Origin of the sequence: Streptococcus lutetiensis (assembly GCF_900475675.1) — a bacterium.
GTDB classification, from domain to species: domain Bacteria; phylum Bacillota; class Bacilli; order Lactobacillales; family Streptococcaceae; genus Streptococcus; species Streptococcus lutetiensis.
Window position 1 is genome coordinate 823474 of record NZ_LS483403.1, and the last position, 20571, is coordinate 844044.

Sequence of the window (20571 nt, forward strand, 5' to 3'; positions counted from 1 at the left end):
TTAGAGATAAAAGAGGTAAGTGTAATGTATTATCCTGAAAAGTTAAAAAATCGTCGTTTGGAGCTTGGTTTGAAGCAGACCGAGTTGGCAAAGGAGCTTGGCATTTCTAAGCAGTCTTATTTCACATGGGAGAAGGGAACAACTCAGCCCACGAAGGCTAATTTGGCTAAGTTAGAAGAACTTTTGCAGGTGCCACATGGTTATTTTAGTGAGCTTGAAATTGCCACTTTGTACAAGCAATTAACTGACCAGAATCAAGAAAAAGCTTTGACTTATGTTCAAGATTTACTCGAGGAGCGAAGCAAAGTCGTCTCAATCGTTCAAGAGCCGCGCTTTGCTTATAAGGTTTACGAGCGTTTGTCAGCTGGTGTCGGAGCTAATATCTATGACGACATGGATTACGACACGGTTTATTTTGATAAAGACTTGGCGCATGATTTTGCGTCGTGGATTGATGGGGATTCTATGGAGCCTACTTATCACAATGGCTCTGTGGCTCTCATTCGTGAGACTGGTTTTGACTACGACGGTGCGGTTTATGCAGTCGTTTGGAACTCACAGACTTACATCAAAAAGGTCTATCGTGAGGAAAATGGGCTGCGCTTAGTGTCAATCAATAAAGATTACGATGATAAGTTTGCGCCATATGATGAAAATCCACGTATTGTTGGAAAAATTGTCGGCAACTTCATGCCAATCATAGGAGGATAAGATGCATTTAAAAGATATTTTAGATTTGGATTCATATGATTTAGCACCAGATAGCAAGGTCGAAATTTTTGATATGGATGATTTTGCAGATTCTGTCATGCATCAGCGTTTTACTAGGGTTTATTTACCAGAGGATAAAGAGAGCGAACTCTCACCTTATGCTTTCTTGGTTAATGATTCGATTTTAATCACTATGGAGACTTAGATGGGCTATTTTGATTATTCACGAGAGCCGCGTTCTGATATCGCCTTTGTGGATATGAAGTCCTTTTATGCTAGTGTGGAGTGCGTGGACCGTGGCTTGCATCCTTTGAAAACTTCGCTTTGCGTTATGAGCCGAGCTGAAAATGCCAGTGGCTTGATTTTAGCGTCTTCACCGACATTTAAGAAAGTTTTTGGAACGTCAAATGTCAGCCGAGCTTATGATTTGCCGTTTGATGTTCACACGCACAAGTTTTCTTATTACAATGCCAAACGTCAAGGTTTGCCTACGACGCCTGAATATGTCGCTTACATCGAAAATTGGGCAAAGGCGACTTGGATTGTGCCACCACGAATGGACCGCTACATTGAGAAAAATCTAGAAATTCAGCATATCTTTCAAAACTATGGCAGCATCGAAGACATCTTGCCTTACTCGATTGACGAAGGTTTTATTGATTTGACCTCATCGCTGAACTATTTTATCCCAGATAAGACCCTAGGTAAGAAAGAAAAGCTGGATAAGGTTTCTGCTATGATTCAGCGAGAAATTTGGCAAAAGACAGGCATCTACTCAACGGTTGGCATGTCAAATGCTAATCCATTGCTTGCAAAGCTTGCTCTTGATAACGAAGCCAAGCACAATCAGAACATGCGTGCCAATTGGTCTTACGAGGATGTTGAGACTAAGGTTTGGGCGATTCCTAAGATGACTGACTTCTGGGGGATTGGCAGCCGTATGGAAAAACGTCTTAATAAGCTTGGCATTTTTACCATCAAAAAACTCGCTAATTTCAATCCTGATATTCTCAAGAAAGAGCTTGGTATCGTGGGGGTTGACCTCTTCTTTCATGCTAACGGCATTGATGAAAGCAACGTTCACCAACCCTACAAGCCTAAATCTAAGAGCATTGGCAATTCTCAGGTTTTGCCACGCGATTATCGCAAGAAAGCCGATATCGAGTTAGTTTTTAGGGAAATGGCAGAGCAGGTTGCTATTCGCCTGAGAAGAGCTCACAAGAAGGCGACAAATGTGTCGATTTATGTCGGCTTTTCAAAGCAAGAGAAAAAGCACCGTATTCAGGCGCAAATGAAAATCGAGCCTAGCAATAACACCAAGCAACTGACTGAGCACGTTTTAACTCTGCTGCGCAAAAAATATGATTCGGGTGCAGTTAGACATATCGCGGTATCTTATTCAGGCTTAGTCGATGAATCGTACAGTACGTTTTCTTTATTTGATGACATTGAAAAAATAGAAAAAGAAGAAAGGCTCCAATCAGCTATTGATGCTATTCGTGATCAGTTTGGCTTTACGACTATTCAAAAAGCTAATGCTCTGCAGGAAGCCTCACGCAGTTTAGAGCGCAGCAAATTGGTCGGAGGGCATTCAGCAGGAGGATTGGATGGATTAAGTTAAGATGATTGACCGCAGTTATTTACCATTTCAAGCGGCGCGTGAGCACTACGACAGAGGCATGGAAAAATGGATGGGCTTTTTCTTATCAGAACACACCAGCTCACTAAAAGCTGACAAAACCAAAGAACCCCTACACACCAACCTTACTAAAGACCAAAAAGCTCTTCTCCTAAGCCAACTCTACACCAGCCACCTCACTGGTGTTTTTACAACCGCAAAAGACAAAGACCACAGCCAACAACTCAGAGGCAAAATCACCGAAATCACCCCACAAGAAATCACCATCAAAATGAAATCCCACTACCACCTCATCAAAACCAAGGACATCCTAGCAATCGGCGTCGAAGTCGAGGGAGTGTGAGGAGAGATAAGGAGACTACAATGACCACAAAGGAAGAAGTAAAAAGAATAGTTGATAAATATAACGAAAGCTTTTCAGAGTTATCTAACAATGGCACCGCAAAAGAATTTAAAACCGTTATGAAATATATCGCAGACCAAGCTAACAAACGCCAGCGACAGTTAGTGGGGTGGAAGAGGAAGAGGATGAAGAATGTGAAGACTAACCAAGAATAACTTACCTAGTTTTATAAAGAGCTAGGTAAGTTTTTTATTTGGATGGTTAAGATTTTTTTATTTTAAGTGATATATAAGTGATATAATAGAAAGCAACGAAACGTTTTCAGGAGGAAACTTTGGAAGAGAAGCTAATTAAATCAAAACATAGAGTTCAAAAACATGGTGAAGTCTTCACACCTTCTTGGATGGTGCAAAAAATGTTAGACACTCCAGGGGTGAAAGAAGCTTGTGAAAATGTTTCAACAACTTTTTTAGAGCCTGCAGCTGGTGACGGGAATTTTTTGCTTGCTATTCTTGAGAGAAAATTACAAGCAGTTGCCGACCAATATGATGAAAGGAATTGGAAAACCAAATCACTAATTGCCTTATCTTCGATTTACGGTATAGAATTTTTAGAGGATAATCTAGAAGTTGCTCGCTCAAGGATGTTTTTATATTATCTTGACTGGTATGAAAAGCATTTTGGAGAGAGACTTAGTAGCAAAAGTGACATCTACCAATCTGCTCACTATTTGATTCATAAAAATATTATTAGAGGTAATACTCTTACGAAAGAACACCCGGTGACAGGTGAACCACTAATGTTTAATGAATGGCAGGTTGTAAAGGGGCATCCGAGTACGGTGAAAAAAATTCCTTTTGTATTTGCAGAACTGTTTGGCGAAGAGGTTGAACACGATACTAGTGTCGTTGAAGGTCAGCTAAGTTTATTTGATTTTGATGATGAAGATGATGAACCTAAAGAAGAGATTAAAGAAATAAACATTCAAAAAGTTTATAAGTTAGGAGATTAGTTTTATGAATGTTGAGTCAAGTTTTGACTTTTTAACAATAGATTTAGATACAGCAGAGCTATTCAGCACTATAAACATGGCAGAAAACAACTATGTTCAAGGTGATTATGAGGGTACTTTGACCAAGGTTAGAAAAGTAGCTGAAAATGCAGCTCGCATAATTGCAGATAGACAATACTGTGAGATTCCAGAACGTGCAACCTTTAATGATGTCTTAAGAGAAATTAAAAGAAAAATTGAATATAAAAGGATTGTAGATTATTTCTATGATATTAAAGGAAAAGGAAATAATTCTTCACATCAACTCAATCCTGAAGATGCTACAAAAGAGAATGCTTTAAAAGCATTGAAAGAAGTTTTTGATATTCTAGCATGGATGACATTAACTTATATTGACCCTGATATTAAGCGAGAAGCTATTGGTCAATTCTTAGAACCACGCGCTCTAGAAATGTATAGTACTGCTACTCGTAAATTCATTTATATCCAAACTGTCAAAAATGAAAATGGTTTGTTTAATGCTTACGATGGTAGCCATAAAATTGGCGAAGGTTCTATTTCAGAAGATGACTTAGAGGCAGACTGGTCACCAAATAGTGATTTTTTACGAGAAGCGGCTCCAAAGCGTATTAAGCAGTATATGACAACTTCTGGTCTTCCTTATACACTTGGTTGGGTAGAGCTTGCTTACAAGAAATCAACCAAAACTTGGTTCCACGATAAAGATGTCCATAAAGTTTTAACTCGTTCTGGTATTAATCATTCTAAATACCTTGAAGGAAATGAGTGGTTTGAAACAGACTTAGAAACAGCTAAACAAGCTATTAAGGCAGTTAAAGAAGGACGTGAATATCTTCAAAATATTATCGAAGAAACACCACAAGCTGAAACAAGAATTGAACTTCGCCCTGAGCAAAAAGAAGCCGTTGCTAAAACTCAAAAAGTCTTTAAGAAAAAAGACAAAATGCTTTGGAATGCCAAAATGCGTTTTGGTAAAACAATGACTTCTTTACAATTAATCAAAGAAGAGAAATTTCAAAAAGTTCTTATCATGACTCACCGCCCTGTTGTGTCAGATTCTTGGTTTGAAGACTATCGTAAGTTAAAAATGGATGAAACAGGCTATGAGTATGGTTCGGTTAACAAAGGTGCCCATATTACTTCATTGAAAAAAGGCGATAAACCTTTTATCTATTTTGCTTCGATTCAATTATTGCGTTATAACAATGGTGAAACAAACTTAAAAGACTTTGCTGATGTTGATTGGGATTTAATCATTATTGATGAAGCACATGAAGGTACGCAAACAGAACTTAGCGACATTGTCCTTAAACAGCTTATTAAGGAAAATACTAAAGTTCTAGAGCTTTCTGGTACTCCGTTTAATCTTCTAGATCAATTTGATGAAGATCAAGTGTATACATGGGACTATACCATGGAACAACAGGCCAAGACAAAATGGAAGTATGAACATCCTGATGAACCTAATCCATATGATTCTTTGCCAAAAGTGCTCATGTATACTTTTGAAATGAAGAATAAAGCGAAGTTTATGGATGAAAGCAAATCCTTTAACTTTAGAGAGTTCTTCAGAACAGATGAAAATGAGCAGCTCGTCTATAAAAAAGAAGTCAATGCTTTTCTAGATAACATTACAAATAAAGATAGCAAAACAAACTATCCATTTTCAACTCCTGAATATCGTAATGAACTTCGTCATACCCTCTGGATTATGCCAGGTGTTAAGGAAGCTAATGCTTTTGAAGATTTATTGAATGAGCACCCTATCTTTGGTAAAGAATATAAAATTGTAAATGTCGTTCGCGGAAGTTATACAGATAACGGCGTGACAAATGAAGCTGATATCGAAAAAGTTAGAAATGCTATTACAGACGATCCAACAGCAACTAAAACTATTACACTAACTGTTCGTAAATTAACAACAGGTGTTAACGTCCCTCAATGGACAGCTGTTATGTTCTTGTCTAATACTAATAGTGCTATGAACTATCTGCAAGCAGCCTTCCGTGCACAAACACCTTACTCACATGAAAAACTAGGTAAAAAAGAACGCTGTTATATCTTTGACTTTGCTCCAGATCGTGCTTTGACTGTTATGACAGAAAGTGCCCAAATCAATACAGGAGTTGGTAAGAAAAATACTGAAGGACAAAAACAAGCCATGACAAGTCTTTTGAACTTTTTGCCAATTCTTGGTAGTTCAGAGACTGGAATGAAGACTTATAATGTAGACAATATGCTAACGCAGCTTAAGAGGGTTTATGCTGAAAAAGCGGTACGTTCAGGTTTTGAAGATGATAGCCTTTATAACGATAGATTACTTACATTAACAGCCGAAGATGCTAGCATGTTTAATAAACTAAACGCTATTGTTGGTAAGACACAAAAAACAAAGGCATCAAACAAGGTGACTGTCAATGAAAACGGCTTGACTGATGAAGAGTATAAAACTGGTGAACAAGGTCAGAAAAAGCCGGCTCGCAAGCGTACCGAAGAAGAAAAAGCTGCTATTGAAAAAATCAAAGAAGCTAAGAAAGACCGAAAAAAACTTATTTCTATTCTTCGTGGGGTATCAATCCGTATTCCAATGATGATTTACGGAATGAAAGTTGATTTTGATAAAGATATCACCATTAAAGACTTTATCAATAAAGTCGATGATGAATCTTGGAAAGAATTTATGCCAAAAGGCTTCACTAAAGGAATGTTTAGTGAAATCACTAAGTACTACGATGCTGAAGTCTTTATCGAGGCAGGGCGTATCATTCGTCAGCGCGCCAAATCCTTTGACTCACTAGACTTTATCGAACGTGCTGAAAGGGTTGCAGAGCTATTTGGGTCATTTAAAAATCCAGATAAAGAAACAGTTTTGACACCGTGGCGCGTGGTCAATATGCAGACAGCAAAAAGTGTTGGTGGTCTTAATTTCTACGATGATGACTTTACATCAACAACCAACGGAGCTACTTCTAACCTTCATTGGGTAGAAAAAGATATCACAAGTGAGATTTATCATCCAGAAACTAAAATCTTAGATATTAATTCAAAAACAGGACTCTATCCGCTCCATGCAGCTATTAGTCTTTATTATCAAAAAGTCGTGGCAAACGATGATAGTCATTTTGAAGCAGATAAAGTCTATCAAGATATCTTAGCTAATAATGTTTATGCTGTTGCAAAAACACCAATGGCAAAAACAATTACCGAACGCACATTGACAGGATATCGTGATTATAAAACTAACGTAAAATACATCGAAGACCTTACAGATACCCTTAAAAACGATATCGAAGAAGGTAAACAAAAAGTAGAGGAGGCATTCAACCAAGTGAAATTTGACGTCGTAATCGGAAACCCTCCGTATCAGAATGAAGGAATCGGAGTGGTGGCACGTGATGAACCGATTTACCATAAATTTATGGATTTATCGTATTCAGTTGCGGATAAAGCAGTATTGATTACTCCAGCACGTTTCTTATTTAATGCAGGTCAAACACCGAAAGCATGGAATAAACAAATGCTTGAAGATAAGCATTTAAAAGTTTTGTATTATGAACAGGATTCATCTAAGGTGTTCCCTAATACCGATATAAAAGGGGGAATTGCTGTAACGTATCGTGATGAAAAATCTGATTTTGGTGCTATTGAAACTTTCACTAGCTTTGAAGAACTAAACTCTATTTTACATAAAGTTACTTTATCTAATTTCGAATCATTAGCAAGGATTCATTTTGGACGTAGTAGTTATAAACTTACTAGTTTACTTTATGAGGAAAATCCTAGTTTAAAGGGAAGGGTGAAAACTAGTGAAGAAAAATCAGTCGGTTCAAATATTTTTGACAAATTACCAGAGATATTTTTGGATAGTCCTTTAAATGGAAATTATATCAGAATATATGGTCGCCAAAATAACGCTCGTGTTTATAAATGGATAAAAAGCAAGTATGTTGAACAACATCCAAACTTGAATAAGTATAAAATTTTGATACCTAAATCTAATGGAAGCGGCGCCATAGGCGAAGTGCTCTCTACACCCCTAATCGGGGAACCCCTAATCGGGTATACCCAAACGTTTATTTCTTTTGGTGCTTTTGACAATAAAGAAGAGGCAGAAAATCTTTTAAAATATATAAAAACCAAATTTGCAAGAACTATGCTTGGAACTATGAAAATTACTCAAGATAATGCAACAAAAGAAGTTTGGAAAAATGTACCAATGCAAAACTTTACGTCAACCTCTGATATTGACTGGACAAAATCAATAGCTGAGATTGACCAGCAACTATACAAAAAATATGGACTTTCAGAAGAAGAAATCCAATTTATCGAAAGTAAAGTGAAAGAGATGAAGTAGGAGGATATTGAATGGATCCAATGTTAGAATTAGCTAAAGGAGTAGCTTCAGAGGTTTATAAAGATGGGTTGAAGCCGAGTGTTCAAGAAGCTGGAAAGCTTTTAGTAAGACCTCTTAAAATTATTAACACTTGTTTTCAAGGTATTGATATTTGGTTAGAAAAAAGAGATTATAATTTAGAGAAAACGAAGGTTATTTTAGCGGAAAAAATAAAAAATATTCCTGAAGATAAATTAACTACTCCAGAGCCATATATCGCAGTTCCGGCTTTAGAAGCAATATCATATTCAATGGATAATGAGCAATTGAAGAATATGTATGCCAATCTATTAGCTAGAGCTATGTTAAAGTCAGAACAAAGTAAAGTTCATCCATCATTTGTAGAAATAATCAAACAATTAAGCCCAAATGATGCCCTTCTATTTAAAGAAATCATGGAACGTGAATATTCTCCTATAATTCATTTGTCTGTTGTTCAAGATATAGGTAATAACGACTATCATTACAATCTTAATTGGAAAAACAATTATAATGAGTCTAATGTTTCACTATCAAATCTTCAAAGACTAGGATTGATTGAAATCCCTAATAAAAAGGCTTATTCTCTTGGTGATGTATATAATATTGTTCGTGAGTCAAAGGGATATAAAAAAGTTTGTCAAGAATTAAAAGAAAAATATCCACAAAATGAACTTCATGAAGATAAAAGTTTTGTAAATACCAATGCATTATCACGGTCATTTTATGAAGTCTGTTTGGATGATGATATAAGGTACTATTAAAAATATACTAACGGAGGTTCTAATTTAATATGAATGAAATTACTCCAAATTATAATTTATACTCGTAAACGATGTAATCAACTATATAGAAAAGTACTAACTTGGTAGTTAGTACTTTTTCTTTTATAGTCATCATATGGTATATTATAAAAGAGGTACTTATTATGGGTTTAAATATTAACACTGAAAAACTCACCATTCTCTCGCCCCAATTTTTCCAGCGCTAGCTAATTTTCTCCAAACTCACAAAAAAATTCAAACAAGCATTATTCTCTCAAAATCTTCTTTACAGCCCCGCTATTTTCCAAAAGAAATCATACCGTGACTAAAAACTTCCTTGATTTTATGCTAAAATAGAGCTAAGTTATTTAGAACAGAACGGGAGTAGAGGTTATGATTCCAGCGTATATTAGAATTCATGATGCGTTAAAGAAAAAGATTGACGATGGTTTTTGGGAGATTAGTCAGCGTTTGCCGAGTGAGCGTGATTTGGCAGATGACTACGAGGTGAGTCGTATGACACTTCGTCAGGCGATTACGCTTTTGGTGGAAGAAGGGATTCTTGAGCGCCGTGTGGGTAGCGGGACTTATGTGGCGAGTCATCGTGTGCAAGAGAAGATGCGCGGGACAACGAGTTTCACAGAGATTGTGCGTTCGCAAGGCAAGACCCCGTCATCTCAGGTGGTTTCTTATCAGCGTAAGCCTGCCAATGAGACTGAGATTCAGCAGTTGCAACTGAAAACTAGTGATTATGTGGTTCGTATGGAGCGCGTGCGTTATGCGGATAATATGCCACTTGTTTTTGAGGTGGCGTCAATCCCAGAGAAGTTGATTCGTGAGTTTAAGCGTGAGGATATCGCGGAGCATTTCTTCCAGACTTTGACGGATAACGGTTATGAGATTGGTAAGAGTCAGCAAACCATTTATGCCAAAAATGCGAGTGAGCGCGTGGCTAACTACCTTAAGGTTCCGAAAAATCATGCCGTGCTGGCTTTGACACAGGTCTCATATTTCACAGACGGCCGACCATTTGAGTACGTACACAGTCAGTATGTCGGCGACCGCTTCGAATTTTATTTGGAGAATAATTAAAATAAGAGAGCAAGTTTTCTTGCTCTCTTTTGTCATCAAATATAAAAAGGTTGAGAACCCTCGGGGATTTTCCTTGAAAAAATCGAGGCGGCAGCACCTCTACCTAGTGCAAATGCACTCTTTGGATAAATCGTCACCGATTTAAACTCAGTCTCAACCTTGCTTTATTGTATCATTTTAAAGAAAGTTACACTAATTTTTGCTTCTAAACTGATATCACTTACGACTTTTATGACTTATTGGATGTGATTAACCAATTCTGACTATTAAAATTAGGCAAAATATGGTAAAATAAAGGCTATGGAAATTGAAAAAACCAATCGTATGAATGCTCTTTTTGAGTTTTATGCTGCGCTTTTGACAGATAAGCAGATGAATTATATCGAACTGTATTATGCGGATGACTATAGCTTGGCTGAGATTGCTGAGGAATTCGGTGTTAGCCGTCAGGCAGTTTATGATAATATCAAACGTACTGAAAAGATTTTAGAAGCTTATGAGATGAAGCTGCACATGTATTCGGATTATATTGTTCGCAGTCAGATTTTTGATGAGATTTTGGATAAATACCCATCAGATGATTTCTTGAAAGAAAAGATTGCCATTTTGAGCAGTATTGATAACCGAGATTAATTTACAGATAATTGATAATTTATAGATTTAGGTAGGAGAATTTATTATGGCTTTTGAAAGTTTGACAGAACGCCTGCAAGGGGTTTTTAAAAATATTCGCGGAAAGAAAAAGCTATCTGAAAAAGATGTTCAAGAAGTAACCAAGGAGATTCGCTTAGCTTTGCTTGAAGCTGACGTTGCTCTTCCGGTCGTTAAGACATTTATCAAACGTGTTCGTGAACGTGCTGTTGGTCATGAAATCATTGATACGCTCGACCCAACACAACAAATCGTTAAAATCGTTAACGAAGAATTAACAGAAATCCTTGGTTCTGAAACAGCTGAGCTTGAAAAATCACCTAAAATTCCTACAATCATTATGATGGTCGGTCTTCAAGGTGCTGGTAAAACGACATTTGCTGGTAAATTGGCTAACAAGCTGATTAAAGAAGAAAATGCACGTCCAATGATGATTGCGGCTGATATCTATCGTCCAGCAGCCATCGACCAATTGAAGACTCTTGGTAGCCAAATTAATGTTCCAGTCTTTGATATGGGAACTGACCACTCAGCCGTTGAAATCGTAACAAACGGTCTTGCACAAGCCAAAGAAAACCACAACGACTACGTTATCATCGATACAGCTGGTCGTCTGCAAATCGATGAAGCTTTGATGCAAGAACTTCGTGATGTTAAAGCTCTTGCTAAACCAAATGAAATTCTTTTGGTTGTTGATAGCATGATTGGTCAAGAAGCTGCTAATGTCGCTGACGAATTCAACAAACAATTGGATATCACTGGGGTTGTCTTGACTAAGATTGATGGTGATACACGTGGTGGTGCGGCACTTTCTATCCGCGAAATCACTGGTAAACCAATCAAATTCACTGGTACTGGTGAAAAAATCACTGATATCGAAACCTTCCACCCAGACCGTATGTCAAGCCGTATCCTTGGCATGGGTGATTTGCTCACATTGATCGAAAAAGCAAGTCAAGAATACGATGAAAAACGTTCAATGGAACTCGCTGAAAAAATGCGTGAAAACACCTTTGACTTTAACGATTTCATCGAACAACTTGACCAAGTGCAAAATATGGGACCAATGGAAGATCTTCTTAAGATGGTTCCTGGTATGGCTAATAACCCTGCACTTAAAAACTTTAAAGTCGATGAAAAAGCTGTCGCTCGTAAACGTGCTATCGTGTCATCAATGACACCTGAAGAACGTGAAAATCCTGATTTGCTAACACCTAGCCGTCGTCGTCGTATTGCAGCTGGTTCAGGTAACAGCTTTGTTGATGTCAACAAATTCATCAAAGATTTCAACCAAGCAAAACAAATGATGCAAGGTGTTATGTCTGGTGACATGGAAAAAATGATGAAAAAAATGGGAATCAATCCAAATAACCTTCCTAAAAACATGCCAAATGGTATGGATATGTCATCGCTTGAAGGCATGATGGGTGGAAATGGTATGCCAGACCTATCAGCGCTTGGTGGAGACATGGATCTTAGCCAAATGATGGGTGGCGGATTCAAAGGTAAAATTGGTGAATTTGCTATGAAACAATCAATGAAACGCATGGCAAACAAAATGAAAAAAGCTAAGAAAAAACGCGGGAAGAAGTAAGAACTTCATATGCTAATCGACTATGCTAAATTTTTCTTAGCCCCCAAATTTACAAACGGTAGGTGGCCAGCTTACCTCTTTACGGTCGATCAATTCTGTCATTACCTAGCCATTATCGGAATCTATCTAGCTATCTCACCTCAGCAAACCCAGCTGATCCTCAATCCCAATTGGCTTATTCTAGCTTTATTTTTCTTAATCATTACAAAGCCTATCAATATCATTTTCAAGCTCTATTTTGAACGCTACCAAGTAGAGCTTGAAGATACCAGCAGCATCTCAGGTGCTGGCGCCATGGTGGGAAATTTAGAAAGGCTCATCATCGGAATCTTTCTCATTCTCGGGCAGTATGCGGCTATAGCTCTCGTTTTTACCGCAAAATCCATTGCCCGTTACGATATGATTTCCAAAAATCAAGGCTTTGCAGAATATTACCTCATCGGATCCTTATTTAGCATGATCAGTGTCTTGGTAACCTACGCTTTATTAATCTTTTAATATTCAAAATGAGGTCGGTCTTTAAAGGTATTCCAACCTCGTTTTTCATATTTATACAAGCTCCCAATAATAGTGGCTATTCTTTCTGAATCGGTTTATCTAAAAATCGAGAAAACGGAATCCTAAGCATAACAAATGGATGGTAAACATCCTTTTCTTTACTTTAAACGGCATCTAAATAATATAGACAATTCTAATATTATCTGATAGACTATTAGAGTAATATTCCTATTTAGAAAGAATTTATCCAAATGCTGAAAGCATTATTTCCTTACAATTATGTTGAAGATGTCTTTGTGATCGATTATCAGAAATTATACGATAAAGGCTTTAGGGCAATCATCTTCGATATTGATCAAACACTCGTTCAACATGGTGAAGAAGCAACACCAGAGGTAGAAGACCTATTCAAAACACTCCAGACTATTGGCTTTAAGACCTTCATCTTATCAAATAATAGTCCAGAGCGGATTGAAGCATTTTTGACCAATATCAATGATACTGGATTTATCGGACTGGCAGACAAGCCCAGACCTGACCAGTACCTAAGCGCTATTAAACAACTTAGCTTGCCTAAGGAATGCATTATCTTTATCGGTGATCAAATTTTTACGGATGTCTTAGGAGCTAATCGTGTTGGTATAGCAAGCATCCTAGTGAAATTTTTGCGACACCCTCACGAAATCAATATCGGAAAAAAGCGCAAGCTAGAATCGCTTTTTCTTAAAGTATATGTTAAGAGCAAGCGTTACTATAATCGCTTAGGCACTATCACCAAGGTAAGGGAGCATTAAAAATATGGTATTTTGGAATAAAGATTTATTGTTTAGTGAAATAAGCCCAACGACGTATAAAATTTCGGTATATAAGGAAATCTTCAAACGCCACCTCAAGAATGCTAGGGAAAAGAAAGTTTTTGCCACAACAAAATCTGATCAATTACTCCCCAATGTTGTCTCAGTTCACCAATCCAATCTTATCAAAAAAGGACCTGGTATTGACCCAGAACTACAATATAATAAAGCCCATAATATCGATATTGCTTCACGAACCATGGATAAAATTATTATGGAACCTGGAGAGGAGTTCTCTTTTTGGCATCTTGTCGGCAAGATCAATGAGAAAAAAGGCTATATGGATGGTCGTGTCATCATTGGCGATAGTGTAGAAGCTGAAACAGGTGGGGGACTTTGTAACTTAGCAAATACGCTCAATTTACTGATTTTACATAGCCCTCTTGAAATTACAGAACTAAATACACACTCAGATGCCTTAGCTGCAGACTTTGATCATCGTGTCCCATTTGCTAATGGGACATCAGTTGCTTATAATTATGTTGATTACCGATTCAAAAACTCAACTGACCAAACAATTCAGATCTGTATGTCTGTCCAAGGTGAGACACTAGAAGCAGAATTACGTAGCGAGAAACCGTTTGATAACCGTTACGAACTGTTAGAAGAAGATCATCATGTTATTCGCAAAAACGATAAATATTATCGTCGCTCACAAATTTATCGTCAAACTATCGATAAAAAATCTGAAGAAGTAACTGCTAAAGAATTAATTTGGGATAATAAATCACAAATTATGTTTGATCCAAAACTTATCCCTGCAGAAATGATTCGATCATAATTCAAAAGAAGACCTAATACCTAAAATCCAAGGTATTAGGTCTTCTTTTTGTCTTTTAAAACTTGGGGAACTCAAGGCATTTTACGGCAGTAACAAAACATAATCAGTTGGCATCAGTTGTCCATATAGTCACAGACGATATCAATTTGCTCAGCAAAATCATCGCCAAATTTCTTCTCAAAGAAGGCACTCCCGATTGTAAAAGCCCAGGGTTTAATCTCTTTGATATGGTCCAATTTTTCAAAACTATCGACGCTACCAGCCAAACAAACTGGTGCATCAACTGATTCTACAACAGTCTTGTTTAGCAATTCTGCATCACCAGTATAGCGATAACCCAATAAATCAAATCCAAATATACCCTTAGCCAAATACTGATTTGCTTCATCAATGAAACTATCGATTGAACCTTCCAAAACAGATGGACGTCCTGTAATATTACCTAAAAATGGCATATACTTCATCTTATTTTCCTGGCAAAATTTGTTTATTTTGTCGCTGAAAATAGTACCCATCAAAATATCACAGCAACATTCATGCGCTAATTTTGCACCCTCTAAGCCTTCCTCCTCACTGTAGGCGACAACCTCTAAAAACGTAGTTTTACCACAAGCTTTCATGTAGCTAAATAGCTTTTTCATTTCCTCTAAGGGAAGTGGCTCCTCTTTAAACCCCCAATATTGAGCTTTTGAGTTTTTACATTGATCAAAAATCTCTGCAGCATTTAAGACCGTTAGGTCGTTATGTGTCAGCATAACAATTAATTCAGAATGTTCCACAATAAATACATACCCTTTCAAAATAAATCATAATCAATTATAATACTATGTAATATTTCTATCAATATAACTCTTGGAAATTTCCTGACAATTTTCAAATTAAAATAATGGGTAGAATTTATTTACAATCAGGAGAAACTTGGGTTAAGGATTAATAAATTTTCTACTAATCTCCAAAGTGGAATTACCCACTACAGAAATTATAGAGCCATTTTCGGTGGCTTTCTTTACGTCACAGAGTTTATTGAGGCAGTTGTGACATGGGCCTTTTTCTTTATTTTTAGGTTGTTTTTTAATATCGTGTGGGTAAACGCCAACATACTTTTAAAATAAGCTTTAAAATCGGCTATGTGAAGTGTAGCCAACGGCAATAGCCACCTCTTTGGTTTCAAGTTGAGTTGTCATTAAGAGCTGCTCTGCTAGTGCCATACGACGTTTTTGAATATATTCGGTTATTGTCATATAGTATTTGGTTTTAAAGGCAGTTTTGAGCTATGAGTGATTTAGTGGCATCTTTAAAGAAAATGAAATTTCTTGATAGTTTAATCATACCTTTGTCAGTCATGTTTCGATTTTTTTATACGCTAAAAGAAGATTATCAGCAGATCAAAGAAGCTATGTATTTACAAGGTTTAGTGACCAATCATTTTTTCATCATCCTTTACGCATGATAGAATACCGGTTTGTTCCGCTCTTGATGTGTTTATCCCGAACAGCAGATGACATGTCTATTTCAGCGATGACCAGAGGAATAGCTGTTGGTCAAGCAAGGTCTAGTATTTCAAGACCTCGTTTGAGTTTACTTGACTATTTTTGGATGCTGTTTATGTTGGTTATCCTAGTTTTGATGATTTGGAGTTAAATGATGCTAAAATTCAAACTTTTTCACTTACTTATGATAATTCCATTTTAGAAGATATCAATCTCAGTTTTAAACCAGGAGAAATTTCTGTTTTAACAGGGCAGTTCAGGTTGCGGGAAAAGTAGTCTTTTAAAGGTTATTAATGGAGTGATTCTTTATTTTCAAACAGCTAAGTTATCTGGTGATATGACTTATGATGGAAAAAGTTTGCTTGACCGTGATATTTTTACTTTATCAGGTGGTGAAAAAAAGCGTTTGCTTTTGTCCATGGCTAAAGTATCTGATAAACCAATCATTATCTTAGATGAACCTAAAAGTGGCTTGTGTCGAGGACAAATGATTAACATGATTGATATTTTACAGCAAATGGTACCAAACGAAAAAATAATAATTATAGTTACTCATGATTACGAGTTAATCAAGAATTGTAAAGGCAAAATCATCGAATTTGTCTAATAAAAAAGAACTCCGCATTTGAAAATATGGAGTTTGTATATTTGTATCCGTTTACAATGTCTAAAAAACAGAAAAGGGATAAAAATAGAAGATGTTTTAGACAGTAATATGACAGTTTTCCTAAAAAGTAATCAAAAAGTCTGTTTATTAGTAAATAATAATGAAAATTTATTGAAAATCACCTAAAAGTAGATAAAATAAGGATTTATGTAAAAAATGATGAATATCAAAATTCAGATTGAGATTTTCCTGTGTAATTTATTTATCACTTAAAAAAGATAAAAAAGAAAAATTTTTCGAAAAAAAAGATTTTTTAAATAAGGGAATTGAAGAACAAGTAGTCCTAAAAAATCTAATTAGTGAAAAAAAGCATAAAATCAAGTGTTTGAGACAAATATAAAAAATCAATATAAAGTACTTATTTCTAAAATTTCTCATTACATCTTTCCGAAAAACTGTAATTTTCTTGAAAAACAAATCGGTCTATGATAAACTACTATTATAAAGACATTTAGGGAGATTTATAGATGAAACGTGAAAAATTACTCGAAAAAATTGATGAACTTAAAACAATCATGCCTTGGTATGTCCTAGACTATTACCAATCAAAACTTTCTGTACCCTACAGTTTTACAACCTTGTACGAATACCTCAAAGAATATAGACGATTTTTCGAATGGATTCTTGAATCTGGTATTTCAAATGCTAAAAAAATTGCTGATGTTGAGTTAACGACTTTAGAGCATTTGTCTAAAAAAGATATGGAATCCTTCGTTCTTTATCTTCGTGAACGTCCTTCGTTAAATACCTATTCAACCAATCAAGGAGTTTCACAAACCACTATCAATCGTACCTTATCAGCACTTTCGAGCTTATTTAAGTACCTGACAGAAGAGGTCGAGGATGAAAATGGTGACCCCTACTTCTATCGAAATGTCATGAAAAAGATATCAACGAAGAAAAAGAAAGAAACCCTGGCAGCTCGCGCTGAAAATATTAAAGGAAAGCTCTTCTTAGGTGATGAAACAATGGCCTTTATCGAGTATATCGATAAAGAGTACCAAAATAAGCTCTCTCACCGTGCCCTCTCCTCCTTCCAGAAGAACAAGGAGCGAGATTTGGCAATTATCGCCCTTCTTCTTGCCTCTGGTGTTCGTCTTTCTGAGGCTGTTAATCTTGATTTGAAGGATTTACATCTGAATATGATGGTTATCGAAGTCACTCGTAAGGGGGGTAAACGCGATTCTGTGAATATTGCTGCTTTTGCCAAACCTTACCTTGAGGAGTATTTAAAAATTCGAGCGCCACGCTATAAAGCAGAAAAACAAGATCAGGCTTTATTTTTAACGGAATACCGTGGTGTTCCAAATCGTATCGATGCATCAAGTATCGAAAAATTAGTAGCCAAATACTCACAAGACTTTAAAGTTCGAGTGACACCCCACAAGCTCCGTCACACTCTAGCAACGCGATTGTATGGCGCTACTAAATCTCAAGTTTTGGTCAGCCACCAATTGGGACATGCTAGCACCCAGGTAACTGACTTATATACCCACATCGTTAACGATGAACAAAAGAATGCCCTTGATAAATTGTAAAAAGTAATCTGGACTGTACTGTAATGAGTCCAGATTTTTATATATAAGCTTTAATTTCAAAGATAGTAAAATCTTTATTTTACATAAATAATATTACGTTTCTAAGATTAAACTTCTAAAGGTTTAAAGTTTCCAATGATTTTTCCAATAATATGTGGATTTTCATCGTATGGAGCGAATTTATCAGCGTAATGATTATTAAGAGAAACCAAACGCAAACCCTCTTCTTCACGGTAAACTTTTTTGATATAGGTTTGCCCATCCCAATCAACCGCATAAATGGCACCATCGTAATCAAATCCTGTTTGTTTGATGACAACGACTTCTTCATTAAGATAAGTTGGTTCCATTGAATCACTAAATACCCAAGAGGCAAAGTTATAATCTAGTTGCTCATCGTAAAAGACGGTATCGTAATTGCCATCCCCAAAATAAGAATAACCAGTACCTGCAGATAATTTTTCGAAGACCTTATAGGCATAAAGTTTTGGTAAAGGTTTGATGATTTCTTGTTCTTTGAGTAGTTCTTCAGCGTAATTTTCTAGTTTAACTTGGTTGTCAGGATTAAGTTTTAAGAAGATATTAACGATATCATGTTCAGAAAGAAAATACGTTGGATCAACTTTAAAAATCTGACTTAGTTGCTTTAAATTTTTTTGGTTGGGTTTTGTTTTTCCGTTCTCCCAATTAAAATACGAAGCTCTTGATAACTGTAATAACTTCGCTAAATCAGCTTGCGAATAACCTTTTTCTTGTCGTATCTTTTTTAATTTTTCTCCAGAAAACATAAGTTCCTTTCTGTTAGTTTATAAACTAACAACACTATAAAAAATAATCAGAAAAAAGCAAGACAAAATCTTCTTGCTTAACGTTTTTTCGGAGTGATTAACACGTGCGTTCCTTGATCAATTTGGCTTTGAATATTGATATCGAGACTAAGGCTATCTAGAACTTGTTTTGTCATGTAAAGTCCCAATCCTGTAGCTTTTTGGTGTTCGTGCCCGTTAAAACCAGTAAAGCCTTCTTCAAAAATCCGTGGCAAATCTTCTTCTAGTATTCCACTACCATCATCTGATATTTCAATACTAGCTTGAGAAATGCGGATGATGATTTTGCCGTTATCTTTCGAATACTTAATGGCATTATCAATTATTTGTGTCAGTGCGAAGGTCACCCATTTTTTATCAGACTTGAGTTCCCAATCACCTGTCACCTCAACAGAGAGGTGTTTTAACAAACAAGGAATGCGGTATTTTTTGATAATTGAGATTGTAATCTCCTTGACGGACAGTCTTTCAAAACGAAAATCATCTTTATTTTGACTGAATTTTAAATAATTTAATAGGGTGTCTAAATAGTTTTGAAGACGATTTAGTTGTTGTTCGACTTCTTTTGATTCAAGTTGATTAGTCTGTGCCATCAATGATAAAGCTGATAGAGGAACTTTCATTTGGTGAGACCACATTTTGATGAGATTCTGAGTATCTTCCATCTGTGTCTGAATAGCTAGAACATCGCTGGCATGCGCTTCTTTTTGTTTACAAATAATAGCTTTAAAAGCTTTTTCTGATGGGAGATTGAAGTCATCTAATTCTTTTACATAAATAAATTGTTGTAAAATTATCTGTTTCTTTTTAAATTTGAAGTACTGCCAAATGCTAATGAAAATTAGTATTGTGATACTAATGCTAAAGCTTATTCTGAAGTAAGTTACGGGCAAGTGGAATAACATAAAGGTCAGTAAAAATGAAATGGTCAATATGGCATAGGTAAGGTACCAAATACCAAATTCTTTAAAAAATTGTCGTATCATTTTAGAAGATAGCCGACTCCTCTCACGGTATGAATGCGATCAAATCCTAATGGTTGTACTTTTTTGCGCAAACGAGTCATGTTGACACTTAAGGTGTTTTGGTCAATAAAACTTTCATTTTCCCACAATTTCTCTAGCAGCTCTTCCTTTGGCACCACTTGATTTTGGTGTTCAAATAAAATGCTAAGGATTTTGTTTTCAGTCGGAGAAAGATTAATTTGCTTACTCCCATTTGATAGAATTCCTTCACGGGATAACGAAAATTCATCGAGTTGATAACTGTCAGAAGTGAATTGATAAGCTCTGCGCAAAAAAGCTGATATCTTAGCATCTAAGATGGCTAATGAGAAGGGTTTAGAAATGAAATCATCTCCTCCCATATTCAATGCCATGACGGTATCCATTTCATCATCACTGGATGAAATAAATATGATTGGCAAGGTCATGGTTTTACGAATCTCAGTCGTCCAATAGAAACCATTAAAATAGGGCAAAGTGATATCCATTAGAATCAAATCCGGGGTGATTTCTTCGATTTCTTGCTTAATCGCACGAAAATTATTAACACTATAGACATCATAAACTTTGCTTAAATGCTGTTTTAATAAGGATACAATGGTATTGTCATCTTCTACGATATAAATTTTTCCTTGTTTCATAGTTTCATTTTAGCAAAAAATGGTCTTTACGACCATTTTCAGCTGAGTTTCTTATCAAAATAATTGTATGTA

Annotated in this window: 22 protein-coding genes and 2 pseudogenes; 19 read left to right on the plus strand and 5 right to left on the minus strand. The window is 36.1% G+C overall.

Annotated features, from left to right (window positions below; all coding sequences use genetic code 11):
- The first annotated feature begins 24 nt into the window (after positions 1-24).
- The 15 genes and pseudogenes from DQN23_RS04250 (at position 25) to DQN23_RS04315 (ending at position 14332) form a co-directional block, all read left to right on the plus strand.
- On the plus strand, positions 25-711 hold the full coding sequence (locus tag DQN23_RS04250) for a LexA family transcriptional regulator (RefSeq protein WP_111712786.1): 687 nt from the start codon (positions 25-27) through the stop codon (positions 709-711).
- Between the two features lies 1 nt (position 712).
- Entirely contained in the window at positions 713-916 is a 204-nt protein-coding gene (locus DQN23_RS04255; protein WP_058833021.1) for a hypothetical protein, read from the plus strand.
- On the plus strand, positions 917-2332 hold the full coding sequence (locus tag DQN23_RS04260) for a Y-family DNA polymerase (RefSeq protein WP_111712787.1): 1416 nt from the start codon (positions 917-919) through the stop codon (positions 2330-2332).
- A 1-nt stretch (position 2333) separates the two neighbouring features.
- Complete coding sequence (locus tag DQN23_RS04265; protein WP_111712788.1) at positions 2334-2693, plus strand: hypothetical protein; 360 nt, start codon at positions 2334-2336, stop codon at positions 2691-2693.
- A gap of 20 nt (positions 2694-2713) precedes the next feature.
- The gene (locus DQN23_RS04270) at positions 2714-2908 is read left to right on the plus strand and encodes a hypothetical protein (RefSeq protein WP_111712789.1); all 195 of its coding nucleotides are present in this window, start codon (positions 2714-2716) and stop codon (positions 2906-2908) included.
- A 119-nt stretch (positions 2909-3027) separates the two neighbouring features.
- Positions 3028-3705, plus strand: coding sequence for a DNA methyltransferase family protein (locus DQN23_RS04275; protein WP_111712790.1), 678 nt, complete (start codon positions 3028-3030; stop codon positions 3703-3705).
- Positions 3706-3709: 4 nt separating this feature from the next.
- Positions 3710-8080: an Eco57I restriction-modification methylase domain-containing protein gene (locus DQN23_RS04280; RefSeq protein ID WP_111712791.1), complete on the plus strand. Its 4371-nt coding sequence runs from the start codon at positions 3710-3712 to the stop codon at positions 8078-8080.
- An 11-nt stretch (positions 8081-8091) separates the two neighbouring features.
- Positions 8092-8862, plus strand: coding sequence for a DUF4393 domain-containing protein (locus DQN23_RS04285; RefSeq protein WP_111712792.1), 771 nt, complete (start codon positions 8092-8094; stop codon positions 8860-8862).
- A 393-nt stretch (positions 8863-9255) separates the two neighbouring features.
- Positions 9256-9954, plus strand: coding sequence for a GntR family transcriptional regulator (locus DQN23_RS04290; protein ID WP_111712793.1), 699 nt, complete (start codon positions 9256-9258; stop codon positions 9952-9954).
- 300 nt (positions 9955-10254) lie between these two features.
- Positions 10255-10587 (plus strand): putative DNA-binding protein, encoded by a 333-nt coding sequence (locus DQN23_RS04295; RefSeq protein WP_004231629.1) that lies wholly within the window; start codon positions 10255-10257, stop codon positions 10585-10587.
- A 46-nt stretch (positions 10588-10633) separates the two neighbouring features.
- Positions 10634-12199, plus strand: coding sequence for a signal recognition particle protein (ffh, locus tag DQN23_RS04300; protein ID WP_061407748.1), 1566 nt, complete (start codon positions 10634-10636; stop codon positions 12197-12199).
- Between the two features lie 9 nt (positions 12200-12208).
- A pseudogene (locus tag DQN23_RS09720) lies at positions 12209-12352 on the plus strand (DUF3307 domain-containing protein); the annotation flags it as partial.
- Between the two features lie 123 nt (positions 12353-12475).
- Positions 12476-12697: pseudogene (locus tag DQN23_RS09725) on the plus strand (DUF3307 domain-containing protein); the annotation flags it as partial.
- Between the two features lie 251 nt (positions 12698-12948).
- Positions 12949-13491: a YqeG family HAD IIIA-type phosphatase gene (locus DQN23_RS04310; RefSeq protein ID WP_020916716.1), complete on the plus strand. Its 543-nt coding sequence runs from the start codon at positions 12949-12951 to the stop codon at positions 13489-13491.
- Positions 13492-13495: 4 nt separating this feature from the next.
- Positions 13496-14332: a VanW family protein gene (locus tag DQN23_RS04315; RefSeq protein WP_020916717.1), complete on the plus strand. Its 837-nt coding sequence runs from the start codon at positions 13496-13498 to the stop codon at positions 14330-14332.
- Positions 14333-14445: 113 nt separating this feature from the next.
- Here DQN23_RS04315 and DQN23_RS04320 read toward each other — a convergent pair whose 3' ends face one another.
- Complete coding sequence (locus DQN23_RS04320; protein WP_111712795.1) at positions 14446-15111, minus strand: beta/alpha barrel domain-containing protein; 666 nt, start codon at positions 15109-15111, stop codon at positions 14446-14448.
- 336 nt (positions 15112-15447) lie between these two features.
- Positions 15448-15573: a helix-turn-helix domain-containing protein gene (locus tag DQN23_RS04325; RefSeq protein WP_020916719.1), complete on the minus strand. Its 126-nt coding sequence runs from the start codon at positions 15571-15573 to the stop codon at positions 15448-15450.
- Between the two features lie 32 nt (positions 15574-15605).
- Between DQN23_RS04325 and DQN23_RS09265 the strand changes: the two genes are divergently transcribed.
- The 4 genes from DQN23_RS09265 (at position 15606) to xerS (ending at position 18027) form a co-directional block, all read left to right on the plus strand.
- The gene (locus tag DQN23_RS09265) at positions 15606-15782 is read left to right on the plus strand and encodes an energy-coupling factor transporter transmembrane protein EcfT (RefSeq protein ID WP_233422901.1); all 177 of its coding nucleotides are present in this window, start codon (positions 15606-15608) and stop codon (positions 15780-15782) included.
- Between the two features lie 142 nt (positions 15783-15924).
- On the plus strand, positions 15925-16098 hold the full coding sequence (locus DQN23_RS09270; protein WP_004231642.1) for a hypothetical protein: 174 nt from the start codon (positions 15925-15927) through the stop codon (positions 16096-16098).
- Between the two features lie 22 nt (positions 16099-16120).
- Positions 16121-16429: an ATP-binding cassette domain-containing protein gene (locus tag DQN23_RS04335; protein WP_061407755.1), complete on the plus strand. Its 309-nt coding sequence runs from the start codon at positions 16121-16123 to the stop codon at positions 16427-16429.
- A gap of 527 nt (positions 16430-16956) precedes the next feature.
- Positions 16957-18027: a tyrosine recombinase XerS gene (gene xerS / locus DQN23_RS04340; protein WP_111712796.1), complete on the plus strand. Its 1071-nt coding sequence runs from the start codon at positions 16957-16959 to the stop codon at positions 18025-18027.
- A gap of 107 nt (positions 18028-18134) precedes the next feature.
- Here the strand turns inward: xerS and DQN23_RS04345 are convergent, their stop codons facing one another.
- From DQN23_RS04345 to DQN23_RS04355, 3 genes are all read right to left on the minus strand, one after another.
- Entirely contained in the window at positions 18135-18815 is a 681-nt protein-coding gene (locus DQN23_RS04345) for an XRE family transcriptional regulator (RefSeq protein ID WP_111712797.1), read from the minus strand.
- A gap of 77 nt (positions 18816-18892) precedes the next feature.
- On the minus strand, positions 18893-19840 hold the full coding sequence (locus DQN23_RS04350) for a sensor histidine kinase (RefSeq protein WP_020916723.1): 948 nt from the start codon (positions 19838-19840) through the stop codon (positions 18893-18895).
- Positions 19837-20499 carry a DNA-binding response regulator gene (locus tag DQN23_RS04355; RefSeq protein ID WP_020916724.1) on the minus strand — a complete coding sequence of 221 codons (663 nt, stop codon included), beginning with the start codon at positions 20497-20499 and terminating at the stop codon, positions 19837-19839. Before DQN23_RS04355 ends, DQN23_RS04350 begins: the two co-directional genes overlap by 4 nt.
- Positions 20500-20571: the final 72 nt, after the last annotated feature.

What these genes read in the sequence shown, in the direction of transcription:
- ffh (WP_061407748.1), top strand. Translation starts at nt 10,634, where the DNA reads ATGGCTTTTGAAAGTTTGACAGAACGCCTGCAAGGGGTTTTTAAAAAT.
- DQN23_RS04270 (WP_111712789.1), top strand. Translation starts at nt 2,714, where the DNA reads ATGACCACAAAGGAAGAAGTAAAAAGAATAGTTGATAAATATAACGAA.
- DQN23_RS04290 (WP_111712793.1), top strand. Translation starts at nt 9,256, where the DNA reads ATGATTCCAGCGTATATTAGAATTCATGATGCGTTAAAGAAAAAGATT.
- DQN23_RS04310 (WP_020916716.1), top strand. Translation starts at nt 12,949, where the DNA reads ATGCTGAAAGCATTATTTCCTTACAATTATGTTGAAGATGTCTTTGTG.
- DQN23_RS04265 (WP_111712788.1), top strand. Translation starts at nt 2,334, where the DNA reads ATGATTGACCGCAGTTATTTACCATTTCAAGCGGCGCGTGAGCACTAC.
- DQN23_RS09265 (WP_233422901.1), top strand. Translation starts at nt 15,606, where the DNA reads ATGAGTGATTTAGTGGCATCTTTAAAGAAAATGAAATTTCTTGATAGT.
- DQN23_RS04325 (WP_020916719.1), bottom strand. Translation starts at nt 15,573, where the DNA reads ATGACAATAACCGAATATATTCAAAAACGTCGTATGGCACTAGCAGAG.
- DQN23_RS04255 (WP_058833021.1), top strand. Translation starts at nt 713, where the DNA reads ATGCATTTAAAAGATATTTTAGATTTGGATTCATATGATTTAGCACCA.
- DQN23_RS04345 (WP_111712797.1), bottom strand. Translation starts at nt 18,815, where the DNA reads ATGTTTTCTGGAGAAAAATTAAAAAAGATACGACAAGAAAAAGGTTAT.
- DQN23_RS04315 (WP_020916717.1), top strand. Translation starts at nt 13,496, where the DNA reads ATGGTATTTTGGAATAAAGATTTATTGTTTAGTGAAATAAGCCCAACG.
- DQN23_RS04350 (WP_020916723.1), bottom strand. Translation starts at nt 19,840, where the DNA reads ATGATACGACAATTTTTTAAAGAATTTGGTATTTGGTACCTTACCTAT.
- DQN23_RS04280 (WP_111712791.1), top strand. Translation starts at nt 3,710, where the DNA reads ATGAATGTTGAGTCAAGTTTTGACTTTTTAACAATAGATTTAGATACA.
- DQN23_RS04260 (WP_111712787.1), top strand. Translation starts at nt 917, where the DNA reads ATGGGCTATTTTGATTATTCACGAGAGCCGCGTTCTGATATCGCCTTT.
- DQN23_RS04250 (WP_111712786.1), top strand. Translation starts at nt 25, where the DNA reads ATGTATTATCCTGAAAAGTTAAAAAATCGTCGTTTGGAGCTTGGTTTG.
- DQN23_RS04355 (WP_020916724.1), bottom strand. Translation starts at nt 20,499, where the DNA reads ATGAAACAAGGAAAAATTTATATCGTAGAAGATGACAATACCATTGTA.
- DQN23_RS04295 (WP_004231629.1), top strand. Translation starts at nt 10,255, where the DNA reads ATGGAAATTGAAAAAACCAATCGTATGAATGCTCTTTTTGAGTTTTAT.
- DQN23_RS04285 (WP_111712792.1), top strand. Translation starts at nt 8,092, where the DNA reads ATGGATCCAATGTTAGAATTAGCTAAAGGAGTAGCTTCAGAGGTTTAT.
- xerS (WP_111712796.1), top strand. Translation starts at nt 16,957, where the DNA reads ATGAAACGTGAAAAATTACTCGAAAAAATTGATGAACTTAAAACAATC.